Origin of the sequence: Alteromonas sp. MMG017 (assembly GCF_018100795.1) — a bacterium.
Lineage (GTDB): Bacteria > Pseudomonadota > Gammaproteobacteria > Enterobacterales > Alteromonadaceae > Alteromonas.
Map to the genome: position 1 here is coordinate 1 of NZ_JAGJDY010000017.1, position 22,401 is coordinate 22,401.

Consider the following 22,401-nt stretch of genomic DNA (forward strand, 5'->3'; position numbering starts at 1 on the left):
ATGACTGTAAAGTAAAAATTAAAAAAAATAGGTTAAGTGATGGCATTTCAGACAATTAGTGCGCTAATTGCGCGGTTGACACGTAATTCATACTTACTAACACTATTTTCATTTGAAACTACTTGAAAATGGGAACTAAAACCCATACAACATACACTAATAGTTAGTTTACCATTTTGGTTAAAGACATAGTCCTTTTGGAGGAAACAATGGATCAACGTTCGATGTATTCAAGTGCATCTCAACCATCAGTGTTGCAAACAAACAAGGTTTTGCGCAACACCTATATGCTGCTTGCGATGACACTAGCGTTCAGTGCGGTTTGTGCTGGTGTTGCCATGGCTGTAGGTATTTCTCCTATGATGTCATTAGGCATGACCATTGGTGCATTCATCACTTTATTTGTTGTACAAAAGAAAGCTGAATCAGCTTCAGGTATTTACTGGGTATTCTTGTTCACCGGTTTAATGGGCGCTTCATTAGGATACACACTTAACTTTTACTTAGGTGTAGCGGGACCAGGCTTAATCATGGAAGCGTTAGGTGCTACTGCGTTAGTATTCTTCGCCCTTTCTGGTTATGCACTTACCACCAAAAAAGACTTCTCATTTATGGGTGGCTTCTTGGTAGTAGGCTTAGTTGTAGTGATTGTAGCGGCTATCGCGAATATGTTTTTCGCCGTACCTGCGGTAAGCTTGGCAATTAGCGCAGCTATCGTATTTATCATGTCTGGTTTCATCTTGTTTGATACAAGCCGTATCATCAACGGTGGCGAGACAAACTACATCCGCGCAACGGTTTCTTTGTACTTGAACATCTATAACTTGTTCACGTCTATGCTTCACCTTCTAGGTGCATTTGGCGGCGACGACTAAGCTTAACGTAAGCGTTTAAGAAAACACCCCGTTACTGGGGTGTTTTTGTTTCTACAACGCAATTTTTATTACTAGGTTTAACATTAGTTTTATCACTAACCATATTTTAGAGTAATGGCACACTATTCAATTTTAGTCACAAGCTCCCCTTACGAAGGCCAACATGCTCAGCGTGCGGTTTCCTTTATTAAAAGTGCAATTGCACAAGGGCATACTGTTAATAACATCTTCTTTTATGGCCAAGGTGTGCACCATGCTAATGGCTTCATGGTGGAAGTGGGTGATGAATTCTATCCCCTTAACGGGTGGCAGGCGCTCAAAAACGACCATAATATTACCCTGCTGCTTTGTATTACCGCCGCGATTAAACGCGGAGTCATTAGCGAGCAGGAAGCCGCTAGTGCTGGCGTGTCAGCTGCTAACGTGGCAGATGGGTTTGAACAAGCAGGTTTAGGTGAGTTTTTTACCGCACTTCATGACTGCGATAAGGTGGTACAGTTTTAATGGCTACTTTACTGATTCGTTTTACGCAAGCCCCTTATCAATCTAGCGCTAGTCAAGACGGGCTAGACTTCGCACTGGCTGCCACCAATTATGGCCATGAGATCATTGTGCTATTTGAACATCAAGGTGTGTTGCAGCTCAATAAGACTGATTCTGTGCGCGGAACAAAAAACCACAGCAAACGGTTAGGCTCCCTGCCCTTTTTCGATATTGAAGAATGTTACGTTTGCGAAGAAAGTTTGAAACTGTCGCCGCTAAATAACGAGAAACATGAATTAATAGCACAACTAGACGCTTCACTGTTATCGATTGATGAAAAGCTAGCACTGTGTGCGCGCGTTGACCACGTGGTGACCTTCTAATGCTCTTTATTGTAAAATCTTACCCATTAAATGCTGTAGCAATCAAAACCCTACAGCAGGCGTTTAGAAGTGCTGAGTCTGACCAAGCGCTAGTTTTAATAGACGATGGTGTGTATTACGCCCAACAGACTAATGACGGTTTGTTAAGCGTTTTAGCGAGGGCACTTGAAATCGACGCCAATACGGACCCAATACCGGAAATATTTGCCTTACAAGAAGATATGGCCCTTCGAGGAATAAGTAATGGGGAAAGTAAAAGTAATAAAGCATCTTTCACATCATTATTGATGGATGAGTTCGTTACTTTAACCGATACTTTTTATCCTGTGGTGTATCTTTAAGCGTTCAAATCTACGCTGCTTTAGCGACTAATATAAACGCCTAACATCGACACTCACAATACCCAGTGCGTCAACTATAGAGCTTTATTAATGACCCAAGAACAGTTTCATTTTGAATTTAACGGCACAGCCATTCCCACCGACAAAGCAGGCTATCTGCTTGATCACACCTTGTGGAATGAAGATATGGTACCAACACTCGCTGCAAACGAAAACATTACGCTTAGTGAGCCTCATTGGGAAGTTATTCGCTTTGTACGTAACTTTTACGAAGAATTTGAAACTAGCCCGGCTATTCGCGCACTAGTGAAAGCAATGGCAGCTAAATATGGGCCAGAGAAAGGTAATAGTCGTTATTTGCAACGGTTGTTCCCTAAAGGGCCAGCCAAGCAAGCTACCAAACTTGCTGGGTTGCCAAAACCGGCTAAATGCTTGTAATACCTATTTCAGTTGGTGCATGCGCTTAGGCACTAATTAAGACCTAATGAGGAGCAGTACATGGATCTTATCTTTTTCGATTTAGACGGGACGCTGTTAAACAGCGAATCGCAAATATCAAATTACACCCGCGAAACGTTAGCCCTGCTCCAACAAAACGGCATAGCATATACAGTGGCAACGGGCAGAACCATGCTGTCAGCCAACAGCATTATTGCAGAAGATAACTTTCTTCTACCCCATATTTATAATAACGGTGTGGCTATATGGGATCCCACAGCCAATGCATTAACCCTCGAAAATCTCGTTAATGGTAATGAACTCGAATTCATCATCAATCTTGCCCATCAAAATGATATTACGCCTTTTGTGAATGTGATTGATGGCACGTCTCATGTTGTTTATCACCCCGCACCGAAACACCCAATAGAACAAAATTTATTAGACAAATATTTTAAGAAAACTAACGCAGTACTTCGCCCGTTAAGCCAGCTTTCCCTTTCAGCTAAAATAACCAACATCAGTATGATTGGCGACAATACAAGGGTTAGAAATATGTGGAAAACCACTAACGACGTTGAAAACCTTATTGCGTATTCAGGGCCTGCAATTGAAGGGCAATCTTTTAGCTGGATGGATATTCACCACCGTGCGGCCAGCAAAGGTAGTGCGGTCATGAATTTGAAACAAAAACTTGGCGCTACCAATGTTATTTGTTTTGGCGACAGCGACAACGATTTGAGCATGTTCGAGTTAGCGAACGAATGTTACGCCCCCGACAACGCTAAGCCGGTTATCAAAAACGCAGCCAGTGAAGTGATTGGGCATCATAATGAAGATGGTGTCGCTCGCTTTCTGAGGCAACGATTTTCACTGTAAGTCACAAGTAAGTGACAAACACTACACGCTATGCTTTTTGCTACCAAGCGTTTTGTATTTGGGATTTACCAATAGGCATAGATATAGATATCGGCCAATAGAGATTTAGTTTCCCTCACATACAAATAAGCTCGTAGATTCAACATCTACGAGCTTATAAACAGCAACTAAATACCTAATGTAAGTTGCAGCGCTAAATCTGCAACAACTTAGTTTAAAGCGCTTACGCTTTTATCACTTCTACACCGTTCATGTACGGTACTAGGGCTTTAGGTATCGTTACACTGCCGTCAGCCTGTTGGTAGTTTTCTAAAATAGCCACCAATGTACGACCAACTGCCAAACCAGAACCATTTAAGGTATGAAGCAACTCAGGCTTGTTTGTTTCTGGGTTTCTGAAACGTGCTTGCATACGTCTAGCCTGGAAATCTAACATGTTCGAACATGACGAGATTTCACGATAGGTGTTTTGTGCGGGCAACCATACTTCTAAATCGTAGGTTTTACATGCGCCAAAGCCCATGTCGCCAGTACAAAGCAATACTTTACGGTATGGCAATTCAAGCTTCTGCAAAATGGTTTCAGCGTGCTGAGTAAGTTCTTCTAACGCATCGAAGCTGTTTTCAGGCTTCACAAGCTGTACAAGCTCAACTTTGTCGAACTGATGCTGACGAATCAAACCACGGGTATCACGACCATACGAGCCTGCTTCTGAACGAAAACAAGGAGTATGCGCGGTCATCTTAACTGGTAGCGACTTCTCATCTAGAATTTCATCACGGGCGATGTTGGTTAGCGGCACTTCTGCAGTTGGAATAAGTGAAAGCCCTTGGCCTTCTTCCGTTGCTGGCTGAGTATGAAATAAATCTTCACCAAATTTAGGTAATTGCCCTGTGCCGTAAAGGCTGTCAGCGTTTACCAAAAACGGGACATACATTTCATCATAACCGTGTTCGTTAGTGTGAACATCTAACATGAACTGGGCAATGGCACGGTTTAAGCGAGCCATCTCACGGCGCATCACTACAAAACGGCTACCAGTTAATTTAGTCGCCGTAGCAAAATCTAAGCTGTTATTTAGCCCTTCACCAATATCAACGTGATCTTTCACTTCAAAATCGAAAGTACGTGGCTCACCCCAACGTGAAATCTCAACGTTGTCGTCTTCGTCTTTACCTTCAGGTACCGACTCATGTGGCAAGTTAGGAATGCCTTGGGTAAACGCAGTGATTTCATCAAGCAGTACGGTTAGTTCAGCTTTAGCCGCATCTAAGTCGTCGCCTAATTTGCCCACTTCTGCCAACAAAGGTGCAATATCTTCGCCTTGTGACTTGGCTTTACCAATGGACTTACTTCGAACATTACGTTCGTTCTGCAGATCCTGTGTTTTGGACTGAAGTGTTTTTCTTTTTTCTTCTAGCGAGTTAAATGTTGCTACATCGAGGTTATAACCACGGGCAGCCAAACGCTTGGCAGTTTCTTCTATATCGCTTCGTAAACACTTTGGATCTAACATGTGTTCCTACTTATCCTTTCATGAGTTCAATAGCCAGCCAACCTGCTAATAAGCAAGCGCCAACGTTGAGAAATATATTAGCAATGGCTTTTAACCACAGCTCGTTTTCTAATAATGTGAGCGTTTCCACAGAGAATGTTGAAAATGTAGTAAACGCGCCTAACAGCCCTACCCCAATTAGTGCTCGGTAAGGAGAGTCAGTTAATTCGTTGCGCTCAATAAAGCCATACAGGGTAACTAAGGCAAATGAACCTACAACGTTAACCGCTAGTGTACCAAAGGGCATATTTTTTCCAAACCAAGAATCTATGGTTGTGGTACAAAAATAACGCAAGCAAGCCCCAACTGCACCGCCTGCTGCAATATAGCAGTATAAAATAACGCCTTGAGGCACAATGTTCACCGTTTTTGATTATTACGCGCACTCTGCGCGTGTTCATTGAGATTATCTAAATAGTCACGTTTTGCTTTAAGCGCTTTCTCTAAACCACGTTCGTTAGGCTCGTATAAGCGAGTACCTGCAATGCTATCGGGTAAATACACTTCACCTGCCGCGAAAGCATTTGCTTCGTTATGCGCGTACCGATAACCATCACCATGGCCTAGGTCTTTCATTAGTTCAGTAGGAGCATTACGTAAATGCATGGGCACAGGCGCATCGGATGTTTGTCTTGCTAGTGCTTTTGCTTGGCTAAATGCCATATAAACGGCATTACTTTTTGCCGCCAACGCACAATAAACAGCCGCTTGTGCAATGGCACGTTCACCCTCAGCTGGCCCCACGCGATGAAAGGTATCCCACGCGTTTATGCATAACTGCATGGCTCTGGGATCGGCATTACCAATATCTTCCGATGCAATTGCCAATAATCTTCTTGCCACATACAGCGCATCACCGCCACCGTCTAATATACGTGCGTACCAATATAGCGCGGCATCAGGGTCGGAACCCCGTACCGACTTATGAAACGCCGATATTAGGTCGTAAAATGTATCACCTTTATTGTCGTAGCTGGCAATTTTTTCGCCTACGGCTTGTTCAATATCGGCAATAGAAATAACACTGTTCTCAGTAAAGTCGGCGGCTAGCTCTAAATAAGTGAGTAACCTGCGGCCATCACCGCCACACAAACCTAACAAGGCGTTACTGGCATCTTCCTCAATACTTAATTGTCGTAAACCTAACCCTTTTTCTTCATCGGTTAGCGCTCGTTGCATTAATTCAGCAAGTGCGTCTTGTTCTAGTGCTTTAAGTACATAAACCCGAACACGAGAAAGCAATGCGTTGTTCAATTCAAAAGAAGGGTTTTCAGTGGTTGCACCTATGAAAGTAACAGTGCCCGACTCTACAAAAGGTAAAAAAGCGTCTTGTTGGCTTTTGTTGAACCTGTGTACCTCATCTACGAACAATAAAGTACGTTGGTTGTAGCGGGAGTTTTCTTTCGCGGTGTCCATTGCAGCGCGAATATCTTTAACCCCAGAGGTTACCGCCGAAATGCGAATAACCGAGGCATTGGTATATGTGGCAATAAGCTCTGCTAGGGTTGTTTTACCCGTACCAGGTGGGCCCCATAAAATCATTGAATGGCAGTGACCCGCTTCTAGCATTTTACGTAGGGGTTTGTTAGCGCCTAATAAGTGCGACTGACCGGCATACTCATCTATGGTCACCGGCCGCATTTTTGCAGCTAGCGGCGCAAAAGGTTCAAGCGGTTCTTTGTTATCGTTAATCATCTATTCTTTGCTATCGCTGATCATCAATAATATAGCTTTGCGGCACGTCTACAAAGAAAAGATTGTCTTTAACCGTATCAATAGCAAAATCTAAGTCTTGCTCGCTAAAGATTAACGCACTGGTTTGATCTTGTGCATCAAGCATATCAAGTGTCGACAACGTGCCTTCACTATTGAAACCCAATGTCAGTGACTTAATTTGACCATCTGTCGATTTAGGCACAACTTGGTATTGCTCTAACATCGAGCTGGCTTTTGCGTCATCAAGCTTACTGATCACAAAGCTGTCCCACGTTTCATCGTCGTTAGCCGTTAATAAAACAATAGGGTTGTCTTTAATTGCTTGATCTTGCGAAATAATAGTGACCTGCTCAACAAAGGTATCGATATTCCATACCGCTTCACCATCGGCGATAAGCAAGGTTTCATCAGGAAACGTGGTTTCCCAGCGAAGCTTATTCGGGCGCATCATGGTTAATGTACCCTGCGCTTCATGCACAATATTGCCTTGGGCATCCGTTACCGTTTGATTGAAAGCGGCTTGGTATTGCTGTAATCCATGTAGGCGTTTTTTCAAAAGTACATTTGCACTATCTGCTGCCTCATCGGCTGCATTATCTCCTGCATTAACTGCTTTCGACATTTCGTTAGTACTTTGAGTGGTAAATTCAGGCTTTGTTACAGAACCCACTACCACTTCGGCTTCGCTATTCGTCTTTAGCGCATCGCTAGTTATATTAGTTACCTGCATTGCAGATAAACTCAATGGTGCGGCGATTAACGCTGCCATCATAATAGGTACTACTTTGTTCATTCTTCTTAATCCTTAGGCGCTGGCGGAGCTAATACTTCGCGGTTGCCGTTGTGACCCTGTGCACTTACGACGCCACTAGATTCCATTTGTTCCACTAATCGTGCTGCGCGATTGTAACCAATTCTGAATTTGCGTTGCACACTAGAGACACTTGCCCTTCTTGTTTCGGTAACAAAGGCTACGGCTTCATCATAAAATGCATCAAATTCTTGATCTTCACCTTCGGCTTGTTCACCCGGTAAAAGTACCTCGGCAGACGCTTCGCCATTTAATATCTCATCAATATATTTAGGTGCGCCTCTACGCTTCCAATCTGCCACAACAGCATGAACTTCGTGGTCGTCCACGAAAGCGCCGTGCACACGAGTTGGAACTGGGCTGCCTGGTGGCAAGTACAACATATCACCCATGCCTAGCAATGCTTCAGCACCTTGTTGGTCTAAAATGGTACGTGAATCAATTTTACTAGAAACCTGGAATGCAATACGCGTTGGAATATTCGCTTTAATTAAGCCGGTAATAACATCTACCGAAGGACGCTGCGTGGCGAGTACCAAGTGAATACCTGCTGCACGGGCCTTTTGTGCAATACGAGCAATTAGTTCTTCTACTTTTTTGCCTACAATCATCATCATGTCGGCGAATTCATCTACCACAACCACAATAGCGGGCAGCTTTTCTAAATCTGGCGCATGAGGCTCCATGCTTTCTTCACTCTTCCAAAGCGGGTCTTGAATAGGCGTGCCAGCGGCAATCGCTTCTTCCACTTTTGCGTTGTAGCCTTTTAAGTTTCTTACCCCTAAAGCGCTCATTAAGCGATAACGACGCTCCATCTCACCTACACACCAACGAAGGGCGTTCGCCGCTTCTTTCATGTCGGTAACCACTTCAGCAAGTAAATGCGGAATACCTTCATATACCGATAGCTCAAGCATTTTGGGGTCAATCATGATCATACGTACATCTTCTGGCGTGCTCTTATACAGCAAGCTTAAGATCATGACGTTAACACCAACCGACTTACCTGAACCGGTAGTACCCGCTACCAACAAGTGAGGCATTTTAGCCAAATCTACTATTACAGGCTTACCGGAAATATCCGCACCTAATACCATGGTAAGCGGTGAACTATTACGCTGGAAGGCATCACCACCAATCACTTCACTCAAACGCACCATTTCGCGCTTTTTGTTTGGAAGCTCAAGGCCTATAACGGATTTGCCCGGTATAACTTCTACCACACGCACTGATATTGCCGACATGGCGCGAGCCAAATCTTTAGATAACCCCGTAATTTTGCTTACCTTCACTCCAGGTGCTAAGTCTAGCTCGAAGCGTGTAATAACAGGGCCTGGGTATACACCCACAACATTGGCTTCAATATTAAAGTCAGCCAGTTTCTCTTCAACCAGCCTTGATATGCCATCTATCTCTTCTTGCGTGAGTGGATTCTCGTGTTTATCTGCACGCTCAAGCAAGTCGAACGACGGCATAGCAGTAATAGGTTCGCTCCCCTCCCCTTCAACACGGGTAATGGATTTTGCACCCATCGCAACCGGCGTAAAAGGTTGATGAGCCGGTTTTGGCGCTACTGATTCAGGAGCAGGCGCTGGCGTCTCTGCATTAACAGGCTCAGCGGTTTGTTGGGCCTCAGTCGCTTGCGTTTCATCTAACGTATCGGTTTGCGACATGTCGAAGGTTGGTTCAATCATTTCTTCTGACTGTGATTCAGCGACGTGATGATTGTCTGCTACCTCGTCTTTGCTAGAAGGCTTAGCCTCTTTCACTTTATTGCGTACCGCTTCACGCATACCCGATAACGAAAAGCTCGACTTAGGTTTATTTTCACTTTCAGTACTAGCAGGCGTGTGGCTTTGGGTTTCAAAAGGCGGTACATCATCTTGGTCAAACACATCATCTGGAATGCCAAATGACGGTTCACTGCGCTCAGCCTTAGGTGGCGGCGTATAAACGGGTTCAGGCGTTTCTGCAGGCTCTGCACGCATGCTGGTGATATCTAATTCTTCATTTTCAGGCTTTGCACTGCGAGAAGGTAGCGCAAGCCTTGGCATATCAAGCGCTAATGCCTGTTGTGGTAAAGACACACATTTGCGCCCAAACCAAAGCGTCATTTCACCTAGTCTGTCCACAATACTTAACCAGCTAATGCCCGTTAATAAGGTAAAGCCGGTACAGAAAAAGCACAGAAGCAACAAAATCGTGCCTGCGGTATTAAAGTACGGCACAAGGGCTGAACTAATAACATCGCCCACAAAGCCGCCGGCAGAAAAGTTGTATATGTCGTCAAAATTTATACTGGCAATGCCCGTGGCACCTAGTGCCATTAATAAACCACCAATAATGCGCAAACCTATTGTGAGGTAATCGAACTCTTCTAGGGCTTTAATGTGTTGGAATAAAAACCAACCTAAAAAGGCTGCACCAAAAGGAAGGAGGTAAGCTAAGAAGCCAAAAGAGAAAAGTAATAAATCGGCACTCCACGCGCCGGTAGAGCCTACCCAGTTATGTACGTCTAATTGCAAGCCGGCTTGGCTCCAGCCAGGGTCGCCCGGATGAAAAGATACTAATGCCAGCAATAAGAAAAAGGCGAAGACACAGGCTATAATCATGCCGGCTTCCCAAATTCGCTGAATCCCTGTTAATTGCGTCATAACCCTAAATCACTTATTAAACTAAATTGATGTTTCGATGTTGTGATAATTCTATCGATAAAGAAGAATACAAATGCAGTGCCAATATTATCGTAATGTTTTCAATAAGTAATTTATTAATAAGGTGTATTACAAACCTGTTTACTTACACCCACTATTGCGAGTCAAATTCACACTAACAATAACCACTGTATTTTTGCACAGCCTATCACAAATGCCCATAATTGAGCCATGCTTTCATTACTTCAAATTTATTCGAAGCGATGTTGTACTCTTCACTTCTTCCATTACCACATAGGTTCGTGACTCACTCACCCCCGGAAGGCGCAGTAAAGTGTCGCCTAACAATCTACGATAGCTAGACATGTCTGCAACTCGGGCTTTTAGCAAAAAGTCAAAATCCCCAGAGACTAGATGGCACTCTTGTATATCGTCATGAAGCCTAACTGCCGCAGAAAATTCTGCGAAGATATCTACCGACGTCTTCGTTAACGTTATTTCTACAAAAACAAGCATGGCGGCGCCCAGCTTTTCTGGATCAACCACAGCATGGTAGCCTTTTATATAGCCTTGGCTCTCTAAACGCTTCACACGCTCTAAGCAAGGACTAGGGCTTAAACCCACGTCTTTAGCCAATTCAACATTTGATATACGCCCATTTTTTTGTAGCGAAATCAGTATATTCCTGTCTATTCGGTCAAGGTGTTTTGGAGTCTTTACCAGCATATTTTATTCCGACTAAATCGTGCTATACAAGATTATATGCTGCAACTGATATTTTTTCAGCACATAGTTCGTTTTTATCTCACGTATACTGAATCAAATAATAATCGGCAAGTGAGCCACTGGGCTAATCAATTAGAGGAAAAGTTATGTTAATCGGTGTACCAAAAGAAATTAAGAACCATGAATATCGCGTTGGCTTAACGCCTGCGGCAGTAAAAGAGTTTACCAGTCATGGTCATTCAGTGTTAGTGCAAACACTAGCTGGCGATGCAATTGGTTTTACCGATGAAATGTACGTTGAAGCTGGTGCTTCTATCGCATCTACTGCTGAGCAAGTTTTTGCTGAAGCGGAAATGATTATTAAAGTTAAAGAGCCACAAACGAATGAATGTAAAATGCTTCGTAAAGGCCAAACCCTTTACACTTACCTTCATTTGGCACCAGATCCTACACAGACAGAGCTTCTTATTGCTTCTGGCGCAACCTGTATCGCTTATGAAACCGTCACCGACGACCGTGGTGGTTTACCATTGTTAGCGCCAATGAGCGAAGTGGCTGGCCGTATGTCAGTTCAAGCCGGTGCACATTACCTAGAAAAAGCACATGGCGGCAGCGGTACACTATTGGGCGGCGTTCCTGGCGTAGCACCGGGTAAAGTGCTTATCATTGGTGGTGGTGTTGTAGGCACGCAAGCCGCTAAAATGGCCTTAGGCCTAGGCGCAGACGTGACTATTTTAGACCGTTCACTTCCTCGCCTTCGTCAGTTAGATGACATTTTTAATGGCCAAGTTAAAACGGTTTACTCAACCGTTGATGCGATTGAGCATTATTCGTCAAAAGCTGATCTTGTTGTTGGCGCTGTACTTATTCCTGGTGCAGCAGCACCTAAGCTACTTAACCGCGAACAAATTGCGGCTATGAAGCCAGGCTCTGTATTGGTTGATGTTGCTATCGACCAAGGTGGTTGTTTTGAAACCTCTAAAGCCACTACACACCAAGACCCTGTATACATTATCGACGACGTAGTGCATTACTGTGTTGCGAATATGCCAGGTGGTGTTGCACGTACCTCTACTATGGCCCTTAACAATGCGACGCTACCATTTGGTTTAGCGTTAGCGAATAAAGGCCCTGCAAAAGCCATGCTTGAAGATAAGCACTTATTGAACGGTCTTAACGTTCATGAAGGCAAAGTGACCTATAAAGCAGTTGTTGACGCTTTAGGTGAAAAGTTAGGTTTAACTTACACACCTGCTGAAGAAGCACTAAACGCTTAAGCAATGCTTGATTATGCTAGTGCGGTAAAAGCACTAGCAAATAAAAACGCCCAGTAAGTGGTTAGCATATTGAATGCATTCACGACTGGGCGTTTTTTTGTGTGCTTTTTGTGTGTACCCTATGTGTGTATTTTTTGGTTTTTTTATTTTTGGGCAGTTAGCTATTTGGCAATTAACTGATAGACGCGTTTACCTGCTTCAATACTTCCATAGGTTCGCTAGCTTGCGTGATAGGTCGTCCCATCACTAAGTAGCTTACGCCACTGTCTATTGCTTCTGGCGGCGTCATTACGCGCTTTTGATCGCCCGCATCACTGCCCTTGGGGCGGATACCCGGCGTAACCAACAAAAAGTCTTCGCCGATTTCATTGCGTAGCATTGCCGCTTCTTTAGCAGAACACACCACACCATCTAAACCCGCTTGGGCAGTTAACGACGCTAAGCGTAATACTTGTTGCTCAGGCGTTACATTATCAATTACGCCACTTAGCTGCGATTGATCCATACTGGTTAGTACCGTTACCGCAATTAATTTGGTTTCAGGTCGGCTACTTTGTGCGATGCCTTCTTTGGCTGCCTGCATCATTGGAAGCCCACCACTGGCGTGCACGTTTACCATCCACACACCTAGTTCAGCAGCGGCTTTGCACGCTTTACCTACCGTGTTTGGAATATCGTGAAATTTCAAATCAAGAAAAACGTCGAAGCCTTTAGCCACTAAAGATTTTACAAACTCAGGGCCAAATAAGGTGAACATCTCTTTGCCCACTTTAACTTTACACAGGCTGGGATCTAATTGGTCTACAAACGAAAGTGCTTGTTCTTGGTTGTCATAGTCGAGTGCAACAATAACGCGAGGTTCTTGCATGGTGAAGTTATTCTCCGTCTAGCCCTTTTATCGGTTTTACTACGCCCCATTTTTTACATGAAGGACATAGCCAGTAGAGTTTACGCCCAGAAAATCCACAGCTATGGCAGCGGTATTTAGGGCGTTGCATCATTTGCTTCTCTACTAATTCTTTTAATATACGTAAACTCTCTGCTGAGGTCTTATCGTCTAATTGATCGATATATAAACCCATTAGGGTTTTAAAACCACGCATGGTTGGGCGTTTACGTAATTGTTCTAATAGGTAATCTGCTGCTTGAGTGGTATCGCCTTTTTTAAGCAATACATCAACCATGGCAAGGTACGAGGTTGCACACTCTTGCCAGTGGGCTTCTAAGCTTTCCTCGAAACTATCCCAATCACCGGTTTCTTCCGCAATTTTTTCTAAACTGGGCACCGCTTCACTGAACCAATTGATATCACGCTCGGCCACTTGTACAAAATAAGCCCGTGCGTCAGTGTAGCGTTGTTGTTGAAGTGCTAGCTGTCCAAGCATTAACCAAGGTCTTACTGCATGCTCATCGGCATTAACGGCCTTTTGAAGTAAAGATAACGCAGAACCCTGCTCATCGTCTTTTAGTTTCGCTACCGCGTGCTCACAATAGAAATGCGCTAAACGTTCGCACACATCATCGTTGTCGCCATGGCATTCCACCATGCGTTCGGCAAGCTCAATGGCTCTGTCCCACTCTTTCGTGGTTTGGTAAATACTAAATAACTGTGTTTGTGCTACCAAATAGTGTTTGTCGCTATTGAGTAGTTGAAGAAAAGCATTTTCAGCCCGCTCTAAAAAACCGGCGTGAGTGTAATCATGGCCAAGTTCTTTTAGCGCACTTTCACGTTGCGTGGGTTGCAACTCGTCTCGGCTTACTAGGTTTTGGTGAACCTTAATGGCTCTGTCTATTTCGCCCCGGTGACGAAAAAAGCTGCCCATCGCAATATGAGTTTCAACCGTGTCGCTGTTCACGTTAATCATTTTAATTAACGTGTCTACCGCTTTATCGGGTTGATCGGAAAGGAGGAAGTTTAAGCCTTTATAGTAATGCTTAGAAAGAATACTAGACTGTTTACGTTGTGCTTGGCGAACACTGTTACGGCCCATAATCCATCCGTAACCTGCTGCAACAGGCAAAAGTAAAAACAGCAGTTCGAGCATATTAGTGTTCTTTTTTCAGGCTATTGATTTTTGAATTCGCCGACAACAACTGAACGCGTAAACGTAACCAGCTTGCTGACATAATAAGTATCCCTACTAACACACCCAAAGAAAGCGCAATCGCAATAAGGGTGGAAACCCGCATGTTAGCTTGAGCAATAAGATAGTTAACGGTGATATAGGCTTCGTTTTGTGTGCCAATGACAAAAGCAAATGTCAGTAATATCAAAATGGCGAGTATTGTGAGGATCCCTTTCAAGACCAAACCCTTCTTGTACGTAATTAATAAAGAATAGCAAAATGCAGCAAGAGATAACACCAAAACCCAAGGTTTTAGTTGAGCTTACGTTAGCGTTACGCGGTGGCTTCATCTTCAGATAAAGGGCGCTCTTGCTTTGCAATTAATTTGGCCATAACCAAGTCGTGATGCAATGCAGACATATTAGTCACAAAAATACAGTGTGTATAGCCAGCTTGCATGGTTTCTAATTTATCGTACATTGCCTTATCAAGTTTAGACAGCTGTGCTAAACGCTTCTTCGTCAGCGGTGTGGTGGCGCCATAACAGCGTATAGCTGTGACATTAGTGGCACTCACCTGCACTTTCTCTTCTTCTAACTGATTTTGAATTTGCGTGCGCAATTTCGAATAAAGAAAATCGCTTTCTTTTATGTATACCAAGCGATTGTCGCTTTTACGTACACAATGCACTACAAGGTTGTTTTCAACATCGCCTTTAAACATGGCTTCAAGCATCATGGATTTAGGCTTGGCCACTGCTTTATCGGCAAAAAAACCATGCAATGGAATAATGTTGGCGGTACGAGAAAAAGGGTATAAATCGTCAGATGAATCACTTTGATAAACGGTTTTGAGCCTATCCAGAATATGCCTATTCATTACGCACAGCACAGCAAGCGAAGGCATATGCCGTACGGCTAATTCCCAAATGAATCGGTGAGTTGAGCGTTGAATACGGGCTATGTCTCTAATTTTGAAATACGCGGTATTTTCTTCAACCATGGCATCAACACTTGCCCCTGCCTTAGATTTTTTCACATCTTCTAAGCATAAGCGCACAACGCCCGACGTGGCGTCGTAGTGAACAACTTTGTATTTCTCGTTTTTGATTTTAAGGTCGGGGACCGATACCCGCACTTCGCTTTGCAGTTCAGTGCCTGGGGCAACCATTAACTTCATGCCACTGGCAGACAAATCGGCAACGCGAACATCAATTGAAGATAGCAGCCCTACTTTTATCATCGCTGCCTTATCGATGATATAACGGGTTTCAGAGCGCCTATCAAGGTCATCTTCCATCACGAAATCAATAGACCAATTATCGCCAGAAGCACGTAGTGTTTTCGATAAGGGCTTAAAATCACACTTCTCGCTAAGGGTTAAGTTAGTAAGGTACATAGAAATATCACGGCAGTACATTACATGGCTTAACGCGGCTAGGTGCTCAAACTCTTTGCTAGGAATATCATGAATAGCGAAGGCTTTTACTTTGTCTTCACGGCTCACATCTTCTAAGCGGCACTGCGTGCAAGTGAACTCGCCGCTTTTAACCAGTAGATATATTATGGCATTGAGTTGTCCAAGTTCTACTAATTGGCGATGCGTTGCCGTGATGGTAATTGCACCGCTTTTGGTTTTAATGACTCCGTGAAAAATAAACGCTTCATTATACTTATTTAGTTCTTGAACCAGATTTTCAAAATGCGCTTTGTCTTGCAGACTGGCCAGTAATTTTTCTGAATTATTATTATCCACATTCGCTTTAGTAAATAGCGCAATAATGGGTTTGAGTGATTTTTGATGGGCTGAAAGAAACACCGGCAACCATGGGCTGTTTTCTAAAATACGGTCTCGCTCAAGGTCTTGCATTGCCCTTTCAATTTCTAAGTCTCGCTGCAAGGGCTGTTTATACGAGGTGCCTTTAATGTAGCGCTTTAAATTATTAAGCAGGCTAAGATCGGTTTCAGATGAAATCGTAAAAAATGACTCGTACTTACCTAAGTGCTTATTATATTTAATGGCATCGAGTTCGTAGGTAATTTCTGTAGGTTCAGTAGTTAACCCCATCACCTCAGGGATAACGAAGGTAACAATATCACCGGTGGTTACGTTAGGCGGTCGTTTTGTTTCTACAGCAATACTCGTAAACGAAAGCGAGCTAACCGTGCAATGCCTGCCCTTTTCAAAATCTATAGAAGATACAGTGAAGTTGGGCCGAACGGCGATGTCGTCACCAAAATCGATATCGGTAAATGATTGGCTTTCAACATTGAATGCTTCAACAATTTTTTTAAACTGATCGCGCTTGATTTGTGTTTGATAAAAGTCGGAGTTCATTACCGATTCAAACACGCCTACCGTATATCGCTCTTGATATAAGGCAGTTTCATTTTGAAGAATTTTAGCGCCCACTTTGTCTAAGCGCATGGGAATACCAAAATGCTTAAACTTCATAACAGGGAATTTGGCGAATGCAGAATTATCCGCAGATGCATCAGTTAGAGACGTAAGCCTTACAACTTCTTCTTTAATGATTTTGCGGATATTGCCAGGGAGCCGTTTTGAAAATTTATTAATACCTTCCAATAAGCGGTTTTGTTGCTCATAGGGGATCAAGGCACGAATAAGCGGCTGATATTGCTTTATAATTTGTTGTTCTTCGCCGGCCGACATTGGTACACCATGCACCGTATTTAATTAACTACAATCTATTCAGATTTAAAAATAAAACCTGCATCCAGATATTAATTTAAACTTAAGTTACGAATATACCAAATTTTTTTTCAATAGATATAAAAAAACCGCAACAAGTGCGGTTTTTTTTATTTAAGCTATGGAGGCGTCTACTCTTTCTCGAAGCTCTTTACCTGGCTTAAAGTGAGGGACATATTTGCCATCTAACTCTACTGTTTCGCCAGTTTTCGGGTTACGTCCCACGCGCGGAGCGCGGTAATGTAATGAAAAGCTACCGAATCCTCGAATTTCAATCCTATCCCCTTTTTGAAGGGTCTGGGCCATCTGTTCGAGAAGTTCTTTAATTGCCAGTTCAAGATCTTTCGCAGGAATTTGACGCGCTTGATCCGCGAGCCGTTCAATTAATTCAGACTTGGTCATACAAACCTCGTTTCAATATTATAGTTAAACAGCTACTGCGAACAAGGGAGTGCTGTGCACTCCCACATATAGCTTATTATTCGCCTTTAGCAGCTTTGAATGCTTCTGCCATTGCGCTAGCAAAACCAGCATCTTCTTGCTGATTAACCTTGTCGATAGCTTCTTTTTCGTCAGCCTGATCTTTTGCTTTCACAGATAGGTTAACGGTGCGGTTTTTACGGTCAACGCCCATAAATTTCGCTTCGATGCTGTCGCCAACGTTAGCAGCTTCAGTTGCGTCTTCAATACGGTCAACAGATAAATCTGCAACACGGATGTAGCCATCAACTTCTTCAGAAAGGTTAACTGTAACGCCTTTAGCGTCAACTTCAGTAACCGTACCTACAACGATAGCACCTTTCTTGTTATCTGTCAGATACTTGTTGAAAGGGTCTTCTTCGATTTGCTTAACGCCAAGAGAGATACGCTCACGCTCTGGGTCAACTTGAAGAACAACAGCTGAGATTTCGTCGCCTTTCTTATAGTCACGAACAGCGTCTTCACCAGACTTGTTCCAGCTAATGTCAGAAAGGTGAACTAGACCGTCGATGCCGCCGTCAAGGCCGATGAAGATACCGAAGTCAGTGATTGACTTGATCTTACCAGACACTTTGTCACCTTTTTCGTGTGACTTAGCGAAAGTTTCCCAAGGGTTGTCGATGCACTGTTTAAGGCCTAGAGAAATACGACGACGTTCTTCGTCGATTTCAAGAACCATAACGTCAACTGTGTCACCTAGGTTAACAACCTTAGATGGGTGGATGTTCTTGTTAGTCCAATCCATTTCAGAAACGTGTACAAGACCTTCAACGCCGTCTTCGATTTCAACGAAGCAGCCGTAATCGGTAAGATTCGTAACCTGACCAGAGATCTTAGTACCTTCTGGGTAACGTGAAGCAATTTCTTGCCATGGATCGTTGCCCATTTGCTTCATGCCAAGAGAAACACGTTGCTTCTCTTTATCGAACTTAAGTACTTTAACGTTGATTTCGTCACCAACATTTACGATTTCACTTGGGTGCTTAACGCGCTTCCAAGCCATATCTGTAATGTGTAGTAGACCGTCTACGCCACCAAGGTCAACGAATGCTCCGTAATCAGTAAGGTTCTTAACGATACCTTTGATTTCGTGGCCTTCTTCAAGGTTAGCAAGAAGAGATTCGCGCTCTGCGCTGCTTTCTGCTTCAATAACGGCACGACGTGAAACAACAACGTTGTTACGCTTAGCGTCAAGTTTGATAACTTTAAATTCTAGCTCTTTGCCTTCAAGGTGAGTTGTGTCACGTACTGGACGTACGTCAACCAATGAACCAGGAAGGAACGCGCGCACTGTGTTAACTTCAACAGTGAAACCGCCTTTAACTTTACCGTTGATAATACCTTTAATGGTAACTTTATCATCGTAAGCTTTTTCCAGCTCAACCCACGCTTCGTGACGCTTCGCTTTTTCGCGAGAAAGAATAGTTTCACCGAAACCATCTTCTACTGCGTCAAGCGCTACATCTACTTCGTCACCGATAGCGATTTCAAGCTCGCCTTCAGCGTTTTTAAATTGGTCAGCTGGGATAGCACTTTCTGATTTCAAGCCTGCATCAACAAGAACGATGTCTTTGTCGATAGAAACTACAGTACCTTTTACAATTGAACCTGGACGTGTTTCTAGTTCTTGTAAGCTTTCTTCAAAAAGTTGTGCAAAATTTTCAGTCATAAGGTTTAAATTAACTTTAAGTTGATATCCACGCTTCAAATCCGGATAACGTGGGGTTATTAGTAAAAGCCGCCACTCCCTGTGGTAGCACTGCTTTGAATACCTTAAAAACTCACCTTACTTAAAGGCGCGAATTGATGATATCCATCGCTTTTTCAAAGACTTGGTCAATATCCAAATCAGTTGAGTCTATAATTACCGCATCTTGTGCCGGTACCAATGGAGCGACTGAACGTTGTGTATCTCGCTCATCTCTCGCCTTGATATCGGTTAAAAGGCGCGCAATATTAACATCCATACCTTTAGCTTTCAACTGGCTATAGCGACGTTCGGCACGGGCTTCAGCGCTAGCAGTAAGAAATAACTTCACCTGCGCGTCTGGAAAAACGACCGTACCCATGTCTCGACCATCGGCAACAAGGCCGGGATCTTGTTGAAAAGCTCGCTGGCGTCGAAGCAATGCTTCGCGAACGCGAGGTAACGCAGCAACCTTCGATGCAACACTACCTACATCTTCAGTACGAATGTCGTCAGTAACGTCTTCGCCTTCCAAAATAACGCGTGTGGTGTCTTTATCTGTCTCAAAACTTACGTCGAGACCGGTTGCTAACGGAACAACACATTCTTCATCGTCGCACGGCAAGTCGTGGTGAAGCGCAGCAACAGCAAGTACACGATAAATCGCGCCGCTATCTAAAAAGTGCCAACCAAGCTTCTTTGCGAGTAAGCTACTTAACGTTCCCTTACCTGCACCGCTGGGACCGTCAACCGTGACTACGGGTGTAGAATGCATACCTGCTCCAGAATTTATAAAATACGTAAAAATCGCGCGCAATTATACGCGTTAAGTAGAGATAAGCAATGCCATCGAACGTTGATGGCATTGTACATAAGGCTAAATTTCGTTTTAAAAATAATACGCTATAAACGAAATGGGGTCTTTTTGCAGACTAAGAATAGAGTGTGGCAAACCGCGTGAAGTAGTCAGGGAAGGTTTTGCGGGTACAACCTGGGTCGTTAATGGTTACCGGCGTATCACTGAGCGCCACTAACGAAAAGCACATAGCAATGCGGTGATCGTTATAGGTATCAATGGCAGCATGCTTTAACGAATCCGTTGGCCATACTTTAATATAGTCATGCCCTTCTTCTACTTCTGCACCCAACTTTCTAAGTTCAGTGGCCATGGCGTTTAAACGGTCAGTTTCCTTTACTCGCCAGTTATAGATGTTAGTAATACTGGTTGGCCCTTCGGCAAACAGCGCAGTAGTAGCAATAGTCATGGCCGCATCAGGAATATGGTTCATATCCATGTCTACACCCTTAAGTGGCGCCCCTGTTACTTCCACATATTCATCATGCCACGCGATTTTTGCGCCCATCGCTTCAAGCACATCTGCAAAGCGAATATCACCTTGGATGCTATTTTGGCCAATTCCGGTTACGCGTACCGTTCCACCTTTAATGGCGCCGGCTGCAAGGAAGTAAGAAGCCGATGAAGCATCACCTTCCACCATAAATTTACTCGGCGAACGATATGATTGTCCTGCCGTTATGGTGAATGTTTGATAGTTATCGTTATTTACTTCAACACCAAACTTCGCCATGGTATCTAAGGTAATATCGATGTAAGGTTTTGACACTAATTCGCCTTTAATGCGAATGGTAACGTCACCTGTAAACAATGGTGCAGACATTAAAAGTGCAGTCAAAAACTGACTAGATACACTACCGTCTACTTCCATTTCACCGCCGGACAAAGTCTTACCCTTAATTTGTAGCGGTGGAAAACCATCGTTTTTAAGGTATTCAATTTCTGCATTGCCTTCTCGTAATGCATCAACCAAATCGCCTATAGGGCGCTCTTCCATGCGCGGCTCACCGGTAAGGACTACTTGTACATTGCTGGCTGCTAATGCTGCGCATAGTGGGCGCATTGCTGTGCCCGCGTTACCTAAGAAAAGCTCTAATGGCTCAGCAACTGAAAATGCCCCGCCATTACCCACCACTTTACAGCGGGTTTTGTCTTCACTAAGTGAATACGTTACGCCAAGCTTGGTTAGCGCATTTAACATATGCTCAATATCTTCACTATCAAGCAAGTTTGTTAGTTCGGTTTCACCTTCAGCTAATGCAGCAAGCAATAACGCTCGGTTCGACAGGCTTTTAGACCCAGGAACGTTTACTATCCCCGATACTTTGCTAATAGGTTCTAATGTTAACTGTTCCATGACTACCCGTTTACTCGTTCAAATTCACGCATAAATTCTACTAACGCCATTACCCCTTCAACAGGCATAGCGTTATAAATGCTGGCACGCATTCCACCTACAGAGCGGTGGCCTTTTAATGCCATTAAGCCTGCGTCTTGTGCTTGGCTTAAAAATAGCGCGTCTAATTCGGGGTTAACCAACTGAAACGGCACGTTCATTTTAGAACGGTTGTCTGGGTGTACTTGGCTAGCATAAAAATCTGAGCTGTCGATAGCAGAATACAACAGTGACGCTTTTTCGCTGTTGCGTTTTGCCATAGCATCAACGCCGCCCATTTCTTTAAGCCATTCAAACACTAACCCCGCCAAATACCACGAGAACGTAGGTGGCGTGTTGTACATCGAATCAGCTTTCGCTGCTAATGCGTAGTCGAAAATTGACGGTGTTTCTTTGCGAGCTTTACCCACCAAGTCTTCACGAACAATCACGACCGATAAACCGCTTGGGCCAATATTTTTCTGCGCACCGGCGTAAATAAGACCGTGTTTAGCAACATCAATAGGCTGAGACAATATGGTAGACGACATATCAGAAACCAGCGGCACATCGCCAGACTCTGGTAACCAATCGTACGCGATACCGTCAACGGTTTCGTTTGGACAGAAATGATAATACGCTGCTGATTGGTCTACATTGGCAAGCGATGGTTGAGGCATGTAATGCAACCCATCTTTTTTAGTAAGCTCACCAACGACCACAGCGTTGTTGTATTTCGCGGCTTCGCTTACTGCACCATCAGACCAAGATCCACTCACTAAGTGAAGACTGGTGTCTGACGCAGACGATAAATTAAGGGGAACCGCTGCAAATTGACCACGTCCACCGCCATGGGTGAAAAGAACATGGTAATTTTTAGGGACCGAGAGTAAGTCGCGCAAATCTTGTTCAGCTTTGGCTGCTATCTCGATGAAATCTTTTCCACGGTGGCTGACTTCCATTACCGAGCAACCTGAGTCGCGCCAGTTAGTAAATTCAGCTTGTGCTTTTTGCATTACGGCTTCAGGCAACTTTGCCGGGCCAGCGCTAAAATTGAAAACCTCTTTCATTGCGTTTTTCAACACCT

General features: G+C 43.8%; 22 protein-coding genes. 7 read left to right on the forward strand and 15 right to left on the reverse strand.

The features are described from left to right. The first annotated feature begins 209 nt into the window (after positions 1-209). The 6 genes from J8L84_RS19395 to J8L84_RS19420 all read left to right on the forward strand — a co-directional run bounded on the left by J8L84_RS19395 (position 210) and on the right by J8L84_RS19420 (position 3,399). Positions 210-875 carry a Bax inhibitor-1/YccA family protein gene (locus tag J8L84_RS19395; RefSeq protein WP_013784150.1) on the forward strand — a complete coding sequence of 222 codons (666 nt, stop codon included), beginning with the start codon at positions 210-212 and terminating at the stop codon, positions 873-875. A gap of 114 nt (positions 876-989) precedes the next feature. Continuing rightward, entirely contained in the window at positions 990-1,379 is a 390-nt protein-coding gene (gene tusD / locus J8L84_RS19400; protein ID WP_211072138.1) for a sulfurtransferase complex subunit TusD, read from the forward strand. Then, positions 1,379-1,741 (forward strand): DsrE family protein, encoded by a 363-nt coding sequence (locus J8L84_RS19405; RefSeq protein WP_211072139.1) that lies wholly within the window; start codon positions 1,379-1,381, stop codon positions 1,739-1,741. Before tusD ends, J8L84_RS19405 begins: the two co-directional genes overlap by 1 nt. Next, positions 1,741-2,082, forward strand: coding sequence for a DsrH/TusB family sulfur metabolism protein (locus tag J8L84_RS19410; protein ID WP_211072140.1), 342 nt, complete (start codon positions 1,741-1,743; stop codon positions 2,080-2,082). Before J8L84_RS19405 ends, J8L84_RS19410 begins: the two co-directional genes overlap by 1 nt. Before the next feature lie 90 nt (positions 2,083-2,172). Beyond that, entirely contained in the window at positions 2,173-2,520 is a 348-nt protein-coding gene (locus J8L84_RS19415; protein ID WP_211072141.1) for a TusE/DsrC/DsvC family sulfur relay protein, read from the forward strand. A gap of 60 nt (positions 2,521-2,580) precedes the next feature. Beyond that, positions 2,581-3,399 carry a Cof-type HAD-IIB family hydrolase gene (locus J8L84_RS19420; RefSeq protein WP_211072142.1) on the forward strand — a complete coding sequence of 273 codons (819 nt, stop codon included), beginning with the start codon at positions 2,581-2,583 and terminating at the stop codon, positions 3,397-3,399. A gap of 223 nt (positions 3,400-3,622) precedes the next feature. On the opposite strand, the gene serS is transcribed toward J8L84_RS19420, so the two are convergent. From serS to lrp, 6 genes are all read right to left on the reverse strand, one after another. After that, positions 3,623-4,915 carry a serine--tRNA ligase gene (serS, locus tag J8L84_RS19425; protein WP_211072143.1) on the reverse strand — a complete coding sequence of 431 codons (1,293 nt, stop codon included), beginning with the start codon at positions 4,913-4,915 and terminating at the stop codon, positions 3,623-3,625. Positions 4,916-4,925: 10 nt separating this feature from the next. Beyond that, positions 4,926-5,309, reverse strand: coding sequence for a fluoride efflux transporter CrcB (gene crcB, locus J8L84_RS19430; protein ID WP_057791932.1), 384 nt, complete (start codon positions 5,307-5,309; stop codon positions 4,926-4,928). Positions 5,310-5,314: 5 nt separating this feature from the next. Beyond that, positions 5,315-6,649 (reverse strand): replication-associated recombination protein A, encoded by a 1,335-nt coding sequence (locus J8L84_RS19435; RefSeq protein WP_211072144.1) that lies wholly within the window; start codon positions 6,647-6,649, stop codon positions 5,315-5,317. Positions 6,650-6,659: 10 nt separating this feature from the next. Then, positions 6,660-7,463 (reverse strand): outer membrane lipoprotein chaperone LolA, encoded by an 804-nt coding sequence (gene lolA / locus J8L84_RS19440; protein WP_211072145.1) that lies wholly within the window; start codon positions 7,461-7,463, stop codon positions 6,660-6,662. A gap of 5 nt (positions 7,464-7,468) precedes the next feature. After that, complete coding sequence (locus J8L84_RS20700; RefSeq protein ID WP_211072146.1) at positions 7,469-10,135, reverse strand: DNA translocase FtsK; 2,667 nt, start codon at positions 10,133-10,135, stop codon at positions 7,469-7,471. 240 nt (positions 10,136-10,375) lie between these two features. Beyond that, positions 10,376-10,861, reverse strand: a complete 486-nt coding sequence (gene lrp, locus J8L84_RS19450; RefSeq protein ID WP_013784161.1) for a leucine-responsive transcriptional regulator Lrp — start codon at positions 10,859-10,861, stop codon at positions 10,376-10,378. Between the two features lie 146 nt (positions 10,862-11,007). Between lrp and ald the strand changes: the two genes are divergently transcribed. Next, positions 11,008-12,138 carry an alanine dehydrogenase gene (gene ald, locus J8L84_RS19455; protein ID WP_211072147.1) on the forward strand — a complete coding sequence of 377 codons (1,131 nt, stop codon included), beginning with the start codon at positions 11,008-11,010 and terminating at the stop codon, positions 12,136-12,138. A gap of 172 nt (positions 12,139-12,310) precedes the next feature. Here ald and pyrF read toward each other — a convergent pair whose 3' ends face one another. The 9 genes from pyrF to serC form a co-directional block, all read right to left on the reverse strand. Beyond that, a complete protein-coding gene (gene pyrF, locus J8L84_RS19460) occupies positions 12,311-13,006 on the reverse strand; it encodes an orotidine-5'-phosphate decarboxylase (RefSeq protein WP_061997324.1) in 696 nt (231 codons plus the stop codon). Positions 13,007-13,013: 7 nt separating this feature from the next. Continuing rightward, positions 13,014-14,183, reverse strand: a complete 1,170-nt coding sequence (gene lapB / locus J8L84_RS19465; protein ID WP_211072148.1) for a lipopolysaccharide assembly protein LapB — start codon at positions 14,181-14,183, stop codon at positions 13,014-13,016. A gap of 1 nt (position 14,184) precedes the next feature. Then, positions 14,185-14,442, reverse strand: coding sequence for a LapA family protein (locus J8L84_RS19470; protein WP_057791948.1), 258 nt, complete (start codon positions 14,440-14,442; stop codon positions 14,185-14,187). Between the two features lie 95 nt (positions 14,443-14,537). Continuing rightward, the gene (locus tag J8L84_RS19475; protein WP_211072149.1) at positions 14,538-16,877 is read right to left on the reverse strand and encodes a PilZ domain-containing protein; all 2,340 of its coding nucleotides are present in this window, start codon (positions 16,875-16,877) and stop codon (positions 14,538-14,540) included. Positions 16,878-17,030: 153 nt separating this feature from the next. Beyond that, positions 17,031-17,318: an integration host factor subunit beta gene (gene ihfB / locus J8L84_RS19480; RefSeq protein WP_013784167.1), complete on the reverse strand. Its 288-nt coding sequence runs from the start codon at positions 17,316-17,318 to the stop codon at positions 17,031-17,033. A gap of 76 nt (positions 17,319-17,394) precedes the next feature. Beyond that, complete coding sequence (gene rpsA / locus J8L84_RS19485) at positions 17,395-19,065, reverse strand: 30S ribosomal protein S1 (RefSeq protein ID WP_013784168.1); 1,671 nt, start codon at positions 19,063-19,065, stop codon at positions 17,395-17,397. A 121-nt stretch (positions 19,066-19,186) separates the two neighbouring features. Continuing rightward, positions 19,187-19,858: a (d)CMP kinase gene (cmk, locus tag J8L84_RS19490; protein ID WP_057791952.1), complete on the reverse strand. Its 672-nt coding sequence runs from the start codon at positions 19,856-19,858 to the stop codon at positions 19,187-19,189. Between the two features lie 157 nt (positions 19,859-20,015). Then, the gene (gene aroA / locus J8L84_RS19495) at positions 20,016-21,296 is read right to left on the reverse strand and encodes a 3-phosphoshikimate 1-carboxyvinyltransferase (protein WP_211072150.1); all 1,281 of its coding nucleotides are present in this window, start codon (positions 21,294-21,296) and stop codon (positions 20,016-20,018) included. A gap of 2 nt (positions 21,297-21,298) precedes the next feature. Then, positions 21,299-22,384, reverse strand: a complete 1,086-nt coding sequence (gene serC, locus J8L84_RS19500; RefSeq protein WP_057791955.1) for a 3-phosphoserine/phosphohydroxythreonine transaminase — start codon at positions 22,382-22,384, stop codon at positions 21,299-21,301. Positions 22,385-22,401: the final 17 nt, after the last annotated feature.